This is a genomic window from Bdellovibrio sp. HCB-162 (assembly GCF_047344985.1).
Lineage (GTDB): Bacteria > Bdellovibrionota > Bdellovibrionia > Bdellovibrionales > Bdellovibrionaceae > Bdellovibrio.
Genome location: NZ_CP178861.1, coordinates 3,335,718 through 3,351,002, shown reverse-complemented (window position 1 = coordinate 3,351,002; position 15,285 = coordinate 3,335,718). Strand labels below are relative to the sequence as shown.

14 protein-coding genes are annotated in these 15,285 nt (G+C 44.7%); 5 read left to right on the top strand and 9 right to left on the bottom strand.

The features are described from left to right. Positions 1 to 16 precede the first annotated feature (16 nt). Positions 17 to 1,447 (top strand): cyclic nucleotide-binding domain-containing protein, encoded by a 1,431-nt coding sequence (locus ACLSSO_RS16075; protein ID WP_413943415.1) that lies wholly within the window; start codon positions 17 to 19, stop codon positions 1,445 to 1,447. Here the strand turns inward: ACLSSO_RS16075 and ACLSSO_RS16070 are convergent. Genes ACLSSO_RS16070 through ACLSSO_RS16055 form a run of 4 tightly spaced genes read right to left on the bottom strand, consistent with a single transcriptional unit; the run spans position 1,432 to position 4,768 of the window. Continuing rightward, positions 1,432 to 2,244 (bottom strand): metal ABC transporter permease, encoded by an 813-nt coding sequence (locus ACLSSO_RS16070; protein WP_413943414.1) that lies wholly within the window; start codon positions 2,242 to 2,244, stop codon positions 1,432 to 1,434. The two genes, ACLSSO_RS16075 and ACLSSO_RS16070, sit on opposite strands and share 16 nt — an antisense overlap. After that, positions 2,241 to 2,813 carry an ATP-binding cassette domain-containing protein gene (locus tag ACLSSO_RS16065; RefSeq protein WP_295899294.1) on the bottom strand — a complete coding sequence of 191 codons (573 nt, stop codon included), beginning with the start codon at positions 2,811 to 2,813 and terminating at the stop codon, positions 2,241 to 2,243. Before ACLSSO_RS16065 ends, ACLSSO_RS16070 begins: the two co-directional genes overlap by 4 nt. Continuing rightward, positions 2,810 to 3,691: a metal ABC transporter substrate-binding protein gene (locus tag ACLSSO_RS16060; protein WP_413943413.1), complete on the bottom strand. Its 882-nt coding sequence runs from the start codon at positions 3,689 to 3,691 to the stop codon at positions 2,810 to 2,812. Before ACLSSO_RS16060 ends, ACLSSO_RS16065 begins: the two co-directional genes overlap by 4 nt. Positions 3,692 to 3,700: 9 nt before the next feature. Continuing rightward, positions 3,701 to 4,768 carry a hypothetical protein gene (locus tag ACLSSO_RS16055; protein WP_413943412.1) on the bottom strand — a complete coding sequence of 356 codons (1,068 nt, stop codon included), beginning with the start codon at positions 4,766 to 4,768 and terminating at the stop codon, positions 3,701 to 3,703. Between the two features lie 141 nt (positions 4,769 to 4,909). Between ACLSSO_RS16055 and ACLSSO_RS16050 the strand changes: the two genes are divergently transcribed. Together ACLSSO_RS16050 and ACLSSO_RS16045 are read left to right on the top strand one after the other, a co-directional pair. Next, complete coding sequence (locus ACLSSO_RS16050; RefSeq protein ID WP_413943411.1) at positions 4,910 to 6,130, top strand: sensor histidine kinase; 1,221 nt, start codon at positions 4,910 to 4,912, stop codon at positions 6,128 to 6,130. Next, the gene (locus ACLSSO_RS16045; protein WP_295899307.1) at positions 6,127 to 6,654 is read left to right on the top strand and encodes a response regulator transcription factor; all 528 of its coding nucleotides are present in this window, start codon (positions 6,127 to 6,129) and stop codon (positions 6,652 to 6,654) included. The genes ACLSSO_RS16050 and ACLSSO_RS16045 overlap by 4 nt, the downstream gene beginning before the upstream one ends. Before the next feature lie 33 nt (positions 6,655 to 6,687). Here the strand turns inward: ACLSSO_RS16045 and lspA are convergent, their stop codons facing one another. Together lspA and ACLSSO_RS16035 are read right to left on the bottom strand one after the other, a co-directional pair. Further along, entirely contained in the window at positions 6,688 to 7,194 is a 507-nt protein-coding gene (lspA, locus tag ACLSSO_RS16040; protein ID WP_295899310.1) for a signal peptidase II, read from the bottom strand. A 66-nt stretch (positions 7,195 to 7,260) separates the two neighbouring features. Next, on the bottom strand, positions 7,261 to 7,815 hold the full coding sequence (locus ACLSSO_RS16035; protein WP_295899313.1) for a hypothetical protein: 555 nt from the start codon (positions 7,813 to 7,815) through the stop codon (positions 7,261 to 7,263). A gap of 384 nt (positions 7,816 to 8,199) precedes the next feature. Between ACLSSO_RS16035 and ACLSSO_RS16030 the strand changes: the two genes are divergently transcribed. Next, the gene (locus ACLSSO_RS16030) at positions 8,200 to 10,644 is read left to right on the top strand and encodes an RCC1 domain-containing protein (RefSeq protein WP_413943410.1); all 2,445 of its coding nucleotides are present in this window, start codon (positions 8,200 to 8,202) and stop codon (positions 10,642 to 10,644) included. On the opposite strand, the gene ACLSSO_RS16025 is transcribed toward ACLSSO_RS16030, so the two are convergent. Then, positions 10,641 to 11,195, bottom strand: coding sequence for an N-acetyltransferase family protein (locus ACLSSO_RS16025; RefSeq protein WP_413943409.1), 555 nt, complete (start codon positions 11,193 to 11,195; stop codon positions 10,641 to 10,643). The genes ACLSSO_RS16030 and ACLSSO_RS16025 overlap by 4 nt on opposite strands. Positions 11,196 to 11,314: 119 nt before the next feature. Between ACLSSO_RS16025 and ACLSSO_RS16020 the strand changes: the two genes are divergently transcribed. Beyond that, positions 11,315 to 11,701: a hypothetical protein gene (locus ACLSSO_RS16020; protein ID WP_295899322.1), complete on the top strand. Its 387-nt coding sequence runs from the start codon at positions 11,315 to 11,317 to the stop codon at positions 11,699 to 11,701. Between the two features lie 63 nt (positions 11,702 to 11,764). Here ACLSSO_RS16020 and ACLSSO_RS16015 read toward each other — a convergent pair whose 3' ends face one another. Both ACLSSO_RS16015 and ACLSSO_RS16010 read right to left on the bottom strand, forming a co-directional pair. Next, positions 11,765 to 13,288, bottom strand: a complete 1,524-nt coding sequence (locus ACLSSO_RS16015) for a sigma-54-dependent transcriptional regulator (RefSeq protein ID WP_413943408.1) — start codon at positions 13,286 to 13,288, stop codon at positions 11,765 to 11,767. Continuing rightward, positions 13,281 to 15,161: a CHASE2 and HATPase_c domain-containing protein gene (locus tag ACLSSO_RS16010; protein ID WP_295899326.1), complete on the bottom strand. Its 1,881-nt coding sequence runs from the start codon at positions 15,159 to 15,161 to the stop codon at positions 13,281 to 13,283. Before ACLSSO_RS16010 ends, ACLSSO_RS16015 begins: the two co-directional genes overlap by 8 nt. Positions 15,162 to 15,285 lie beyond the last annotated feature (124 nt).

Here is a 15,285-nt window from a genome sequence, read left to right as displayed (position 1 = left end):
ACATAATTGAAACTATATGAAGTTGCATCCAGTTGAAATCGCCAAGGAAATTAAAGCGTTTTCTTTTTTCAAGTCTTTCAGTGAGGACTTGCTCCTGCAAGCATCCGCGATGATTCATACCGAATCATTTCCTACCGACAGCTTTATTCTTCAAGAGGGAAAAAAGAATAGCTCTCTGTTTTTCTTGCGATCTGGAAAAGTGGAAGTTTCTTTAGCGGGTGAAGTGATTGCAACTCTCGAAACACCGGGCGAAGTCTTTGGTGAAATGAGTGTGATCACTTCAAACCTCACGTCGACCACGGTGAAAGCCCTGACGCCTGTTGAATGTTTCGTTATTCGTTCGGAAGATTTTGCGCACGTTCATCCGAAGGACAAAGATCGTTTTCAAGCTTTGCTTTTTCAAATCTACTGTTTCATTTTGACAGAGCGATTGATGCGCACGAACGAAAAGGCTCGTCTTTTCGAAATTCTCAATCGTGAACTGCACGAGGCTCAAAGCGCTATCGAAAAAAGCGGCGGCGGAAAAGTTCTTCTGGTTGAGCCGGATAAAAAACAGCAACTTCCTATCCGCATGGCCTTGGGTGGCACCGGTGTTCAACTGGATATCGCCAATGATTCCGAAATGGGCCAGGCCTTTTTAAAAGAAAATCAATATGACATTGTTCTTTGCGAAGAAGCGTGTGTCGATGTGCTTAAGTCCGTGCAGGATAATAAGCTGTCTCCCTACGCCGTTCTTCTAACAAGCAAAGACGTGCAAGGGAATTTACAAATCCTGGAGCGCAACCGCTTTGTCGATCACATCATCTCTCGTGATGCCGAAGACAAAAACGCCACCATTCGCTACGTCTTAACAGCGCTAAGCAAGCTTTTGAATAAAGACCTCTTTGGTATTGAGAAATATCTTACGTGGGGAGTCGAAGTTCAAAGTAAAACGGTTTCTCATTCGGCTCAGCGTGAGGAATTGCGCGAAGAACTTTATACCTATTTCAAAAAGATGGGAATTCGCAGCACGGTTTTAGATCGTGTGAATACCGTTGTTGAAGAAATGCTGATGAACGCGATTTATGATGCACCGGTGGACTCTCAAGGGAAATCCATCTTCAATCATATTTCCCGTAAAGAAGAAATCCAGCTTGATACTCATCAACAATCTCAGCTTCGCTACGCGAGTGATGGCGTGTTACTCGCAGTTTCCGTTAAAGATCCATTTGGCTCTTTAACTAAAAACATCATCGTGGATTACTTGATTAGTTGTTATAGCGGTCAAGCGGGCAGCATGAACTCCAATAAAGGCGGCGCTGGTCGTGGACTTCATCAGATTATTGAGAATGCGGATTTAACTGTCTTTAATGTTAAAAAAGGCGTGCGCACCGAAGTGATCTGTCTTTTTAACGTCGATGGACAAAAGAAAGAAGCTCAGCCTTCTTTCCACTATTTCTTCGTGTAAGTTAATAATCCAATCAACATCTGTCCAATCAGAACACAAGGCACTGTGGGTAAGGTCGTGGATAACAATGACACGACAAACCCCAAAAGGCTTCCCACAAAGGAAATCACTAGAATTCGCTTCGTATAAGACCGCAGATTTTTACTGCGATGAGCCGCAAAGCTTGTTCCGATAAAAAGAGAACCGATCGTAAAAAGATAACCCATGCTCTGAATGGCCATCGTAGTCAGTAACAATGTCCCAATATCAAAAAGACGATTTTTTCCGCTGCGATGAATCCAGCTGTGATTGACAAGCTGATAAGAAATCATAGACAGAGCACGCCAGTTCAATAGAACAAATCCACCAAAAAGAAGGCCCATAACCAGACACGCCTGGGCTCCGCTATCACTCATCACGGCCACGTCACCGAAATAAGATGAAGCCATGTGCGATTCCAAGGCGGGAGTTAAGGACGTCAAAAGATAAGTGAGAGACAAAAAGAAAACAAAAAGCGTCAGATAAATATGATTACGGTCGGCTCGAGTTTCAATCAAAAGATCCGACAACAAGAGTGTTAACCACCCTAAGGAGAGACCAATTAAAAGATTCAAGCCGTGATAATCCGTACCCAGCCAAATATTGATCGCCAATCCCAAAACAATTCCCAAGGAAGAGCCTTGGCCTAAAACAAAAATCTGGGCGCTTTTTTCGCGAGCCGTCCACTGCGAACCAATCATCGCAAGGACACTGGCCATCAAGACACTGGCAGGTAAAGACCAACGATAAATCTGTAAAAGCTCAAAGAACGAACTCATCGGATCTCCAGAAAACGAACTTTGGCCCAATCTTGAATAAAGGCGCGGTGAGAAACTAAAACTAAAGAACTTTCCGGGTGATCTTTTAAAAACTGACCTAAAGCATCTTCTAAAACTTGAATCGATTCTTTGTCGACATGATTAAAAGGTTCATCAAGCACAAGCAAACGAGGTTTTTTTCCCAAAGTCGCCGCCAATAAAATTTTCTGACGTTCTCCGCCGCTCGCAGTATTCCATTTTTTATCAAGATCAATTCCTTTAATCAAAGAGGCAGGAACATCAGCGGAAGAAGACAACATGTCTTTTAAAGTCAGCGGCAAATGAAAATGCAGGTTTCCTAGTTGAGGCAAATATTGAATATCAGATTCAGGAATCAGAAAATGAAATTTACCTTCGTAATATTTGTGAAGGCCCAAAAGAGTTTTCAGCAAAGTGCTTTTGCCCGCGCCATTTTCACCGCGCAAGAAAAGCACTTCTCCTGCAAGAAGTTCAAAATTCACAGCAGGGGAGAGATACTTTCCCTCACGGCTTTTGGCTCTTAAGTTTTGAACTTCAAGAATTTGACTCATGGAATGGATTTTACTAACAAGTTTTGTAAGGCTTCAATGTTCTTTGCATCTGTGCTGCCGCTGCTCTGAACATAAGAAGGAACAGTCACCACAGGAATTCCTGAAAGCTCATGAAAGCGCTCCAAAGTTTTATGAGGAGCCGACGGGGTCGCGAACAGCACGGCCACTTTATTGTCCTTTGCCATCTTAGCCACTTGAGCAATGCGAGCCGCAGAAGGTGGCATTCCCGGTTTTTCTTCCAAAGAACCTAGCGATTCCAATCCGTAGGCATTAAAGAAGTAAGTGAATTCTTTATGGTATTCCATAACTTTCACTTTCTTTACGGTCTTCGCCAAACGATCGTGAAGCTCCGTCATCTTCTTTTTGAATGCATCATAATTTTTCTCGAACTCAGAGCTTTTTGCAGGCAAAACCAGCGACAACACGCGCACCACTTCCGCTCCGCCTTCCGCTAATTTCTCCGGAGATAAAACGAAATGAGGATTTCCGTGGGGATGCACATCGCCCAAAGAACGATCAATCACACCCGTTGGAACTTCCAAAGCTTTCACACTTTTTCCAAGAGCGCAGAATCCAGGCCCGCCTTCTTGAACTTTTTCGTTTCCAGATTTGCTTAAAACTTTTGGCAACCATCCGATTTCCAAATCAAGTCCTACGGAACAAACCACATCAGCACGGTTCACCTTTAAAATAAAATCAGGACGAGCTTCCGCATAGTGCGGATCTTCCGATCCTTTTAAAAGAGTTTGGACTTCGACTTGATCGCCACCGATAGCTTGAACGACTTCAGCGATATCCGGCTGTGTTGCAACGACCTTGATTTTTGCAAATGCCGATACAGAAACCAAAAGAAGCATTGAAAAAATAAATTTATTCATACGTCACCTCTAGAAGGAGTGCGCAGGATGCGCGCCCAGGATAGAAACAAGTTGCAATTCAATTTTCTGATGAACAGTATCGGATTCACCTTGATACGTTTGCACATCATAGCCATAAGCCAAGCGGAACAAAGTGAATTCACTGTGCTTGTATGTCAGTGTCGGAACTAAACCATAATTGAAATTATCTTGCTTAGATCCATCCGCCTCCGATTTTCTCGCAAGTTCCGTGAATAAATCAATACGAAGACCCGCATAAAGCTGCTCTGTTAAAGAGAACTGTGGATAAACATAAGCTCCCAAATCCTCTGAAGTCGCCAGGCCTGAGGCGCTCTGATTGCGATACCAGATTTCAGATTGCAAAAGAAAATTGAGAATCTTGCCTTCCATTTTCTTAAAGACAAAATCCAAACCATAAAGCTGAGTTTGCACTCCGTGCGCATCAGTTCTTCCCAAATAATTCGCGCCCCATTGAAGCGCGCCGCTGTCGCCGAAATCGATAAAGTTCACAGGATGAATATAATGAGTCGGCACACGCGGTTTTTCCGCTGGAGTTTCTGAATGCTCACCAAAAGTGTAACCATTCGTCACACCCACGGTGATATCCCAATAAGAATCCGACGGAAGAAGAGTTGAAAACTCCGCTCCGGAATCGGCGACACCTTCATCACCTAAAAACTCCGCTTGAACACGGGGAGCGGAAATGAAAGCCCAATCATGTTGATGAAACTGATTTAAACGACCTACGCCCAAAAAGAATTTTCCGACTTTAAAACGAGACGACGGAATCAATTTGCTGGAACTTAGATAAGCTTCGTGAACTTCCGCTTTGAATTCACCATCTTCATTGTGAGCCGCGAAATTCAAAGTCGCATCAAACGTCGGATCAAGAGGACCAAAGAACAACAACTCTGCCGAGCGAATATCGAGTTTGTTTTCTTCCGAGTGCTCGAAGTCAAAGGGCGCGGTGATATCAATAGCCGCTGACGTCTGGATGTTTTGCAGAATATTTTGAGCGTGAGCCTGATAAGCTCCCGTCAAAATCAAAAGAGATACTAAAACCTTCATCGTTTTCATTCGTGAACACTCCTCCAATAAGTTCGCTTCTATCAGCCCCACTTTTTAATTGCAAGTAATTTGCATTTAAAAAATGCAACGAATGGTTGCATAAGAGAGAGACTTGTTGCGGCAAAAGGTCCTCCGGGCTATGAAGAGCCCATGCCAGGACTCATTCGTTTTCGTTGGATTGCCATTACCTGTTTGATTTTAGGAACGTTGCCTCTTCTAAGATGGGGCTTTTTGCAAACGCGTGACGTACCTTACTTCATCGCCGTTCTTGCGTTGCTCGCGACTTTCAATGTGTTAGCGCAAGGTCTTTGGCCTCGCGAAGATTCGGCAAGACAAAAACATGTGCTCGTAAATTTATGGGTGGATTTGCTTGCCGCTGTCGGTTTGCTGTTTGTAAGTGGCTCCGCCAACAATCCATTTATCAGTATTTTATGTATTCACGCTTTTTTAGGTGGAATGCTCTTAAAACAAAAGTCGTCGTATCTTTTTGGTTTGACGGTTTTAGCTCTCTTAGGTCTTTTGCAATTTGAAACTTATCTCGACGCAAAGGTCACTGTTGGCGCCGACACTTCTGAAATGCTATTAAGTTTTCTTTCGCAATGGGTTCTGGTCACGGCCTCTTGGTTTGTGAGTCACTATTTCTCAGGACTTCTTCACAAGAACGAACAACGCATTCGTCTTTTACAAGACCGCCAACATCAGGCGGATCGTTTGAAAGCTTTAGGTGCATTGACGGCGGGTTTTTCTCATCAATTAGCAACACCCATGAATTCCTTAAAACTTCGTATGGAGCGCGGTCTTAGAAAACTCACAAATGAAAACTCACCTGCGAAAGAAGAATTTGAAAAAGCGCAAAGTTCTTTGGAAGAATGTGTGCGTGTATTTCAGCACATGGCTTCCGTGTTCTCTCGCTCCTCGCAATCAGAACTGCAGAAAGTCCAAGTGGAGCTTTTGACAGCGGATCTTTTAAAAGTATGGGAAAAAGAAAACGAACCTGTATTGGTTGAAAAACATTTTACGACAGAAGCTTTGCCCTGCCGTCTGCAAGTTCTCGCTTTTTCACAAACATTTTTTGATCTTCTGAATAATGCCTATGAAGCGTCTCCAGAAGGTTCTACGATTTACGTGCGCCTTTTTAAACAAGACTCGTGGATTGTTCTGGAAGTCACAGATCGCGGAGAAGGTCTTTCCAAAGAAATTCTTTCGCGTTTAGGAGAACCTTTTGTGACGAGCAAGGCCGATGGCAACGGCCTTGGACTTTACTCAGCTTCGATGATGGCACAAGGGGCGGGCGGCGAATTTAAAATCTTCAATAATACTTCAGGCCGAGGTGCCACAGCGCAAATCCGTCTGCCGGTGGAGGAATTATGATGGACTTCAAAGGAAAAAAACTTTTACTCGTTGAAGACGACCAGGGATTGCGCGAAGTACTCACCGAAGAACTGCAAGAGCGAGGTCTTCAAGTCACGGCCTTTGCTCAAACACCGACTCTCAATGCCCTGCAAAGTTTCGACTGGGCTCTTTTAGATCTGCGCGTGGGCTCTGAAAACAGTTTGGATTTTTTGCGTGAATTGAAAGTTAAAAATCCGCACGTTAAAGTCGTGATGATGAGTGGTTTTGGCAGCGTCGCTTCAGCAGTGAAGGCCATGCAGCTAGGTGCTCACAACTTTATTTCAAAACCAGTGACTCCAGACATGATTCTAAAAGCATTCACGGATCAAACCGTGGGAGAAGAAGTTCCCGATCAGGAAATCTCTTTAGCACGCATGGAGCGCGAATATATCGATTATATTCTGCAAAGCTCTGACGGCAACATCACTCAAGCCGCAAAGAAGCTCGGCCTTCACCGACAAAGCCTGCAAAGAAAACTCCGCAAAAACATTCCGAATAAATAAAGAAAAAGGTACCAGGTACCTTTTTCCCTGCGCCTACTTGGCGCCTTCTGTTTTTTCTTTCTTTTTGTTTTCGATGAACATTAAAAGAAGCAAGAGTCCGACTCCGCCGACAATCGCCATGTCGGCGATATTAAAGGCCGGCCAGCTCCAGCGGTTGTAAAGATGGAAATCCAAAAAGTCGATCACGTAGCGGAAGCGCAAACGATCGATGTAGTTTCCAATCGCGCCACCAAAAATACTCGCAAGAGCAATGATCTGTTTTGTGTCCGTGTCTTTCACTCCACGCAAGATGCCCAAAATAATAACCAAAGCGATTGGTGGCATAGAAAGGAAAAACAACTCACGGAAGGAAGGATGGCTTTCCGCCAAAAATCCGAAAGCCGCGCCGAAGTTTCGTACATAAGTAAGATTAAAGAAATTCGGAATCACACTCACGGATTCGCCCAGGTGGAAATGCGTGTGAACGTAAATTTTCACAACTTGATCAAGGGCGACAAGGATGCCGGAAATAAGGACAAGCCAGATGTATTTTTTCTTCATGACGGCGAGTATAGACTACTTTTTTTGCTAAATTAAGTGATTTCCGGCAGATACCGCTAGGGAATGCTATTTCAGAAGGCCTTTGGAACGACTGTAGCCGATTTTAATAAGCATACGAAGAGCTTCCAGGTCCGAACTGAGGTTGAACTCCTCTTTGACTTCGCGAATCATGTCCTGGCTGCATGAATCCAAAAGCTCAGAAACATCCGGGTTGCGAGTCGTCGCCGTCACGGTCTTTTCCGTGTAAGACACTTGAGTCTGTGTCGGCGCAGAAGGAGCGACCACCGCTGTGACCGGAGTGGCTTGGTGGACAGCCGCTGCCGCAGGGGCAACGTGATGGTGATGCACAGGAGCTGAAACAATCGGTGCTTGTTGTTGAGGGCGATTGTCCAATTCCCCCATAATTCCAGCCAAGCTTTTAAGCTCATTTTTGAAGTTCTGGATACTCGGTCTTTCTAGAGCACTGTCGCCATCACGCGTGGCCTTCAGATACAAACTCACCAGAATATCCGGAGTCGTCGCCATCTCTTTGATCGAAGAGTTTTGCACCATCAGCCACTGGTAGGCTTTGAGCAAAGTATCTTTCGTGTAAGCCTGTGGCGGCAACGGGTTCATGGTCATTAAACAGAATCTCCAGACGTGAGGGGACTGAAACTACAGACTCAATGGCAACGAGTCAACGAGCACTCTTCACCAAATCCAAACAATTTACTGCTCAAAAAATGTGCACACCTATATGGCGGGCCTTTTAGCGTATTACAAAACTAGAGGCGTCGCAGAAATTGAAAAAAAGAGAAAGAGTTTTTCTTGATTTTCTCAATCACTCTTTTTGCATAAGAATTTTTATCCCTGTGGCTTTTCGATGAGGATCTCAAATTAGGAATATCCCTCTTTTGATCTCTAAGAGTCTTTAAAGATAGGCGGTCAAAAAAATTTTGCGCAATGGATTTGAGAAGGCAAGGTTTCCCATTCAAGATGCCCCAAAACTCAACCGAAAAAATACTCATGATCTTCGGAACGTTTTGGAAACAATCTCTTATTGGGACTTTTTTTATTTTCCTTGTGGGATGCTCCCTGGATGCTTCACTGATAGGTGAAGAGTTGCCTTTGCTTGAATCTAGTGGCGAGCCTCTGCAATTCAATGTCGTAAAACTCGAATTTGGAGAGGGAGCGGTCGGAACTCCTATATCCAGAACAGTCACGGTGTTCAACCGCAGCGCCGAAATTATTTCCGAAATTCAAACGTGGTCTTTAAATTCTCCTTTCTACTTTGCTGGTGGAATTTTTCCTGGAGTTGGTGGCACTTGCAGTGAGCAACTCAACCCTTTGCAGTCGTGTACTTTAGTTATTGAATTTGCAGCTTCTGCTCCCGCAAGTTTTGAAGATGAGCTGATGCTAAAATATCTTTTCAAAGGTGAAAATAAATCCAAGACTTTGCAAATTCAGGCAGCCGCAGACTCGACGGTGACAGCCGTGGATTTGAAAGCGGGTCCGATGATATTTTGCGCGCGTCTTTCCAACAATTCTCTACGCTGTTGGGGCGAAGGTGGATATGGCGATCAGCTTGGTAACGGTGTGAACTATTCGATGTACGACGGAGTAACAACTCCTATAACGCCACTTCAGATGTCTTCGGATGTTCTCGATTTCGATATGACTTGGGGCTACAGCTGCGCCATCAAAACAGGCGGACAGGTATGGTGCTGGGGAAGTTACACTCCCAGCGGGCCTTTAAATTCTCCAAATCTTTTGCTTGCGTCAGGTGCGGAAAAAATCTCTATCGGAGAAGCTACAAGCGGATGTGCCGTCGTTCTCGGCGGAGTTAAATGTTGGGGATATGACGCTTACGGCGGTTTGGTGGGAGACGGCGGAGGCACAGGCTCCCTGCTTCCACCAACGGATGTTGTGGGGCTGAGTGGAACATTTGTCGATGTTGCTGTGGCACGCGAGGCCGCGTGCGCGCTGAACTCTATCGGAGCAGTCTATTGTTGGGGGAGCAATTCTTCAGGTGCTTTGGCCAAAGCGGGTGTGATGTCATCTTCTTCCGCAGTACTGACTGAAAATATGGTTGCGGGATTGATAGATATTGAAGCATCGTCCATCAATTCATTCTGCGGCCTGACTTCAGATCATAAAGTTTATTGTTGGGGAGGTAGCATCGGCCCTGTCCCTACACAAGTGACAGGGCTCTCTGGTGGAATTTCAAATTTAAGATCAATACTCAACTCAAACAATTTCTGTATTGCTAAAGATGACAACTCCGGACTTTACTGTTGGGCGACGTCCTTACCTTTGGTTGCTTCTCAACAGAATTACGGCTTAAGCTCCATTTCTTCGTACGATGTTGCTGGTTACACTAGCACTATGTGCGCTCTTACAGACGGCAACGTGAAGTGTTGGGGAAAAAATATTTACGGACTTCTCGGAATTGGTGGCGCCAGTGGCAAAATTCCTATGGCATCTCCAGCAACAATTCCGGGACTTCAAAATGTCGAGCGTCTGACAATGGGCCGAGTCGGAATGGCCGTCCACGCAGATGGATCTTTAAGTTGTTGGGGTGATAACTCCTTGGGAGAATGTGGTTCCGGAGATCTTGAACCCATCGGTATGGCCAAAAAAATATTCTTCTCTGGTGTGACCCGCGCAAAAACAAATAGCTCCGGAAAATCCTGCATTATCCGCAACTCTCAGGTTCTCTGTTCCGGAAGCGCATATTCACAAACCTCTTTTGCGCCTCTCTCTCCGGATCTGACACAAGCGACTGATTTGGACGGAGCCTATCATTTCTGTGCGGTATCAAACGGTGCTGCTTATTGTTGGGGCTGGAACAATCCAACAGTCTTAGGAGCAAGTTCATGTGTTGGAGACTGCCAACTGAATCCCCAGGCTGTGCAAGGCATGGAGTCCGGTGTAACCGCTGTTTCCGTGGGATACGAACATGCGTGTGGAATTAAAGATGGACAGGTATATTGTTGGGGTTTCTCGACAAGCAATCAATTAGGAAGCGTCGGAGGAAGCACTTCAGTAGCCCGTCTTATAACCGGCTCTCCTACGGATGCCATTGCGATTAGCTCAGGTTACTCGTTCAGCTGTGCAGCGAAAGCCTCCGGAGGAGTCGTATGTTGGGGCAATGGATTTGGAGCGCCAGTAGTATTGTCGGGAACTGAATCTTTGGTCGCGAGCAATCTTATCCTCGCGGAATATTCCAAAATCTTTTTTAGTTCAGGAACTCAGGCCTACGTTTACAATGGATCGTTATCGACACAAGCGACGAACTGGGATTACTACGAAGAGTTTAGTATTCAGGGCGGAACTTATTATGCGACCTGCGGAATCCAGTCTGGAGCAGTGAAGTGTTTTGGCTCGAATATTTTTGGTAATTTAGGGCTGAGCAATCCATCCCCGGCCACCATTAAGTCCGTTCCATTTCCCGTCTACAATTTATTCTAAAGATGTTTGGTCATCATGATGTCCGTGGCATAAGTTCCATCAGCCAAACGATAAGCGCCCGGGTAGCGACCGACTTCTTTAAATCCTGTTTTAAGGTAAAGTTTGTGAGCGCTGATGTTGGGTTCCATCACATTAAGTTCTAAAAGAGTAAGACCTTCAACGGATTTGCAGACTTCGATTAATTTTTGAAGAACAGCTTCACCCAAGCCAAGTCCGCGAAAATCTTGGTGCACAGACATTCCGAAACTTGCGCGATGAAAACGTTTGGCATCCTTGAACGAATGAAAGTCCGCGATGCCCACGATATGGCCTTTATGCTCAGCGATCACAAGTGCATTGCGGGGATCTTGATTGGCGTCTTGAATCCATTTTTCTTGAGTTTGAACGGTCTTGGTTTTTAGAGATTCGGGTGTGCTTAGAATGTAGGGAGATGTCGAAAAAATACTCGTGACCGCTTTTAACAGGTTTTCTGCGTCACTTATTTCTGCGTGACGAAGCAAAACTGCCTGCCCATTTTTAAGAGTCACAGTGGATGAAGGAAAAAGAGCCATAGACACCTCACAACACGTGTTTAATAACAATGACATAAAGTGTATTCGTTTTCCACTTTCTATTTTTGAAGTGACGAATAAGACGGAGCTTACATAAAATTGAATCTGCAGGGAGTGTTATGAAAGACAAAATACAGAACGCAAGTCGCAACCTCAAAAATCTTCATCGACGTTTTCTAGAATTAGAACGTATCGCCGCTGAAAAGTATTTTGAGCGCCGAATTTCTCCGTTTGATTTCCTGCAAATCCTCACTCACGACAAAAACTTCGCTTGGCTTCAGCCGTTCTCGGCCTTGATCGCCGAAATCGACGCCTTCGTCGATGAGTCTGAGCACATTGTCGCGACGGACCTGACTTGTATCAAAGATCAAATCGACTTTGTCCTGCACAAGTCTGAAGTTAACTCCAAGATCTACCATCGTTATCAACATCATATCAGTGAAGATCCGGAATTCGTGATGATGCACGCGAATCTCAACGAAGCGTTAAGCCAGCTAAAGCCCTGAAAAACAAAAAACCCACAACTTGTTAAAGCTGTGGGTTTTTAATTTTAAATCTTTATTTAAAAACTAATTTACGTAGTCTTTCGCATTGATGCCGTACTTTTCAATCTTACGAAGAAGCGTCTTCTTCGGAATATTCGCATGAAGTGCCGTCTGATTGATGCGACCACGGAATGTCTTCAAAGCCTTGATGATAAATTCTTTTTCAAAAGCTTCCTTCTGAGCATTAAAATCCAAACTCTCATTACCAGAGAACGGAACCATTTCTTCTCCGTCCAAATCGTCAGAGTCTGAACCCATGTCGGCGTCGTCTTCGTCACCCAGACTTGCGTGAGCTTGAACCGCCGAACCCAAACCTTGAGAAGCCACGTTCATTGCCGTATCCATCACCGGCATATCAATCAAGTTCACGCCTGTTGCGATCAGCAGAGATTCAGGAAGTGAAGCAATCGTGATGATGTTCGACATCTCGAGAACGAAAGCGTGTTCAATCACGTTTTCAAGTTCACGGATGTTACCTGGCCATGCGTGCTTCTTCAAAACAGCCATTGCATCTGGAGCAATACCGTTGATGCGTTTGCCATGAGCTTGGTTGAATTTCTTAATAAAGATATTCACCATGTGTTCCATATCATCTTTGCGTTCAGCCAATGCTGGCAAAAAGATAGGTACAACGTTCAGACGATAGAAAAGATCTTCCCGGAAAGTTCCTGCTTTGATCATATCTTCCAAAGGACGATTTGTCGCTGCGATGATACGAACATTTGTCGGGAATTCGCGGTTAGAACCTACCGGAGTGAATACTTTCTCTTGAAGGACACGAAGAATCTTAACTTGCATAAGTTGCGGCATATCGCCGACTTCATCCAAGAAAAGAGTTCCGCCCTCGGCAAATTGGAATTTACCAATCTTGCGCTGATCTGCACCTGTGAAAGAACCTTTTTCGTGACCGAAAAGTTCAGACTCAAATAGGTTTTCAGGAATTGCAGAGCAGTTGATAGCGACGAACTTTTCGTCTTTACGAGCGGAATTGTAGTGGATCGCTTTCGCAACAAGTTCTTTACCAGTACCGGAAGCACCACGAATCAAAACAGGAGTTTCAACTTTAGCAAGGCGGTGAATGATGTTGAACACCTTCTGCATTTGAGAAGTGTGACCGATGATCTTGCGACCGGCCTCCACCATCACTGGCGCAGACGCTGCGATATTAGAAATCAAGTTGTGAGCATTGACGGCTTTGTCGATCAACTGCAAGAGGTCTTCGCTGCTGACAGGCTTTTGGAGGTAGTTATAAGCGCCGTCTTTCACAGCTTGAATCGCATCGTTCAATGTCGCGTGAGCGGTCATGATGATGACGATAATACCTGGATCGAACTCTTTGATTTGGCGAAGAGCTTCAAGCCCATTCATGCGAGGCATGTCGACGTCAAGAATAACGACATCATATTTCGTCTCGCTGCCTTTCACTTTCTCCATAGCATTGACGCCATCGAAAGCTTCATCAACTTCGAAACGTTGTGTGACTGCGAGTGCCGATTTGACGGACAATCTTAAGCCCTGATCGTCATCAACAACCAAAACCTTAAGCATGTGTACCCCCTTGCTCGATTGGTAGTTCTACAGTAAAAGTCGATCCATTACCATGGGAAGATTCTACAAAAATACGTCCCCGGTGAAGTTCAGTAAAATATTTGGCCAAATACAATCCCAAGCCCGAACCCTTAATAGGCGAGCTTTTGGCGTTCTTAGAGCGGAAGAACTTCATAAAGATATTCTGAAGCTCATCCGAAGGGATCCCAGGGCCCTGATCGGCCACCTGAACAACAACCTTCGTGGAAGTTTCTTCGCTCGACACCATGATTTTCGTGTCTTCCGGACTGTACTTAATGGCGTTCTCAACAAGATTCGAGAAAACTTGTTTCATCAGATCCGCATCCACAGGCACAGGAAACATGGGTTCCAATTCAGAAACGATTTGAATGCGTTTAACCTTCGCTAGGAATTCGTGTTTACGAATGACTTCTTGAAGAAGATTGTTGATGTCTTTGCTTTGCAAATGAAGCTGGACACCTTGGCTCTCAATTTTACCGTAATTTAATATCGCATTGATAAATTTTAAAAGGTCATCCGAAGAATGCTTGATCGTATCCACAGCCTCACGCTGTTGCGCACTCAATTGAACGTTGTCAGACAGAATCATATCCGTCATTCCTTGAATGCGCGCAATCGGCGTCTTTAGGTCATGCGACATCATCGAAATGAAATTCGTCTTAAGCTCTTCAACTTGGCTTAAGAGTTTATTCTTCTGGTAGTATTCCCAGCTGCGACGATTCTCAACGATCAAACGATAAGGAATAAAGAAGTAGTAACAAAGGAAGATTGTTAAAAGAGGAGCCGCCATTGGAAGCCACAAGCCCGCAGCCCAATAAGCTAGAATACAAACAACGATAAATCCGGCAAGAGTTCCACCCAAGATCATCAATCCGCGAGTGGGCTTCATCGTCAAAACAACGTGAGTCGTTAAGATCGAAGCAAGAAGAATAAAGATCCAATTAACAGCCTTATGAGATTTCACAGGGCCCGAGTTGCGAATCAACGTATCAATCGTATTGGCTTGAAGTTCAATGCGAGTCATCGCAGTCACTTCGCGATTGTACGGGCTCATGATGTATTCGCCTTCATCAAGACCTAAATCAGTTCCGATAAGAACGATTTTATTTTTAAAGCGAGAAGCATCCACCCGACCATTTAAGACATCTTCAAATGTAGTGGACGGATAAGTTTTAGCTCTGTGGAAATCAATGTAAGCCTGATCGGTTCCGTAAAAATCAAAGTGACCACGAACTTTATCAACGTCTTTGATTTCAGGATTAAACAGACTTGCCAACTGCACTGGAAGCAATGAACGACCTTGGTACGTTAAAATCATTCGACGAGTGACGCCGTCTTTAGCAAAGTTCACCAAATCCGTTGTTTTAGGAGCCGGCGCCAAAGTCACTTTTTCAAGAGGATCGGGAAGAGAAAGTTGTTTTTCTTCTCCCTTTAAGGCTGTTGAGCGGCCTGCCACGAAAACATTGGAATTTTCAACGAGGCTGGATTCCCAGTCGTTCTTTTCATCAACACTGCCGGGAGTCTCGCTCACATTAAAATCATAAACGACAGCCTTTGCACCTTCGGCAACAAGGCCGCGTAAAAGAGACGCTTGTTCTTTCGCGGTCGGAAAGCCTTTAAACAACTGAACAGTTTGCGGAGTGATATAAATCAACTCGATATTGCCGGATGTTTGATTCAGAACTTTAGTGCGAACTCTTAAGTCGTAGAGGAAAGACTCAAGGTAATCGAGATTCGTTTGCGCAATGAAAAATGAAATCCCCAGTGCGAAGGCAATTCGCAACGCAAGCGCTTTATAGTCTCCTCGTTTTTGGGAGGAGGATGTCTCTTCAGGGGAGGGAGGAAGAGTCATAATCTCGTTTTTCGTTAAAAATTAATAATTACTATCGAACTGGGATACAGCCTTCGCCGTTTCCACCAGTGCCTGGCCCAATCATCTGTGTAGACGGAGTTGCGATGGGCTTCAGAGGTTTAAT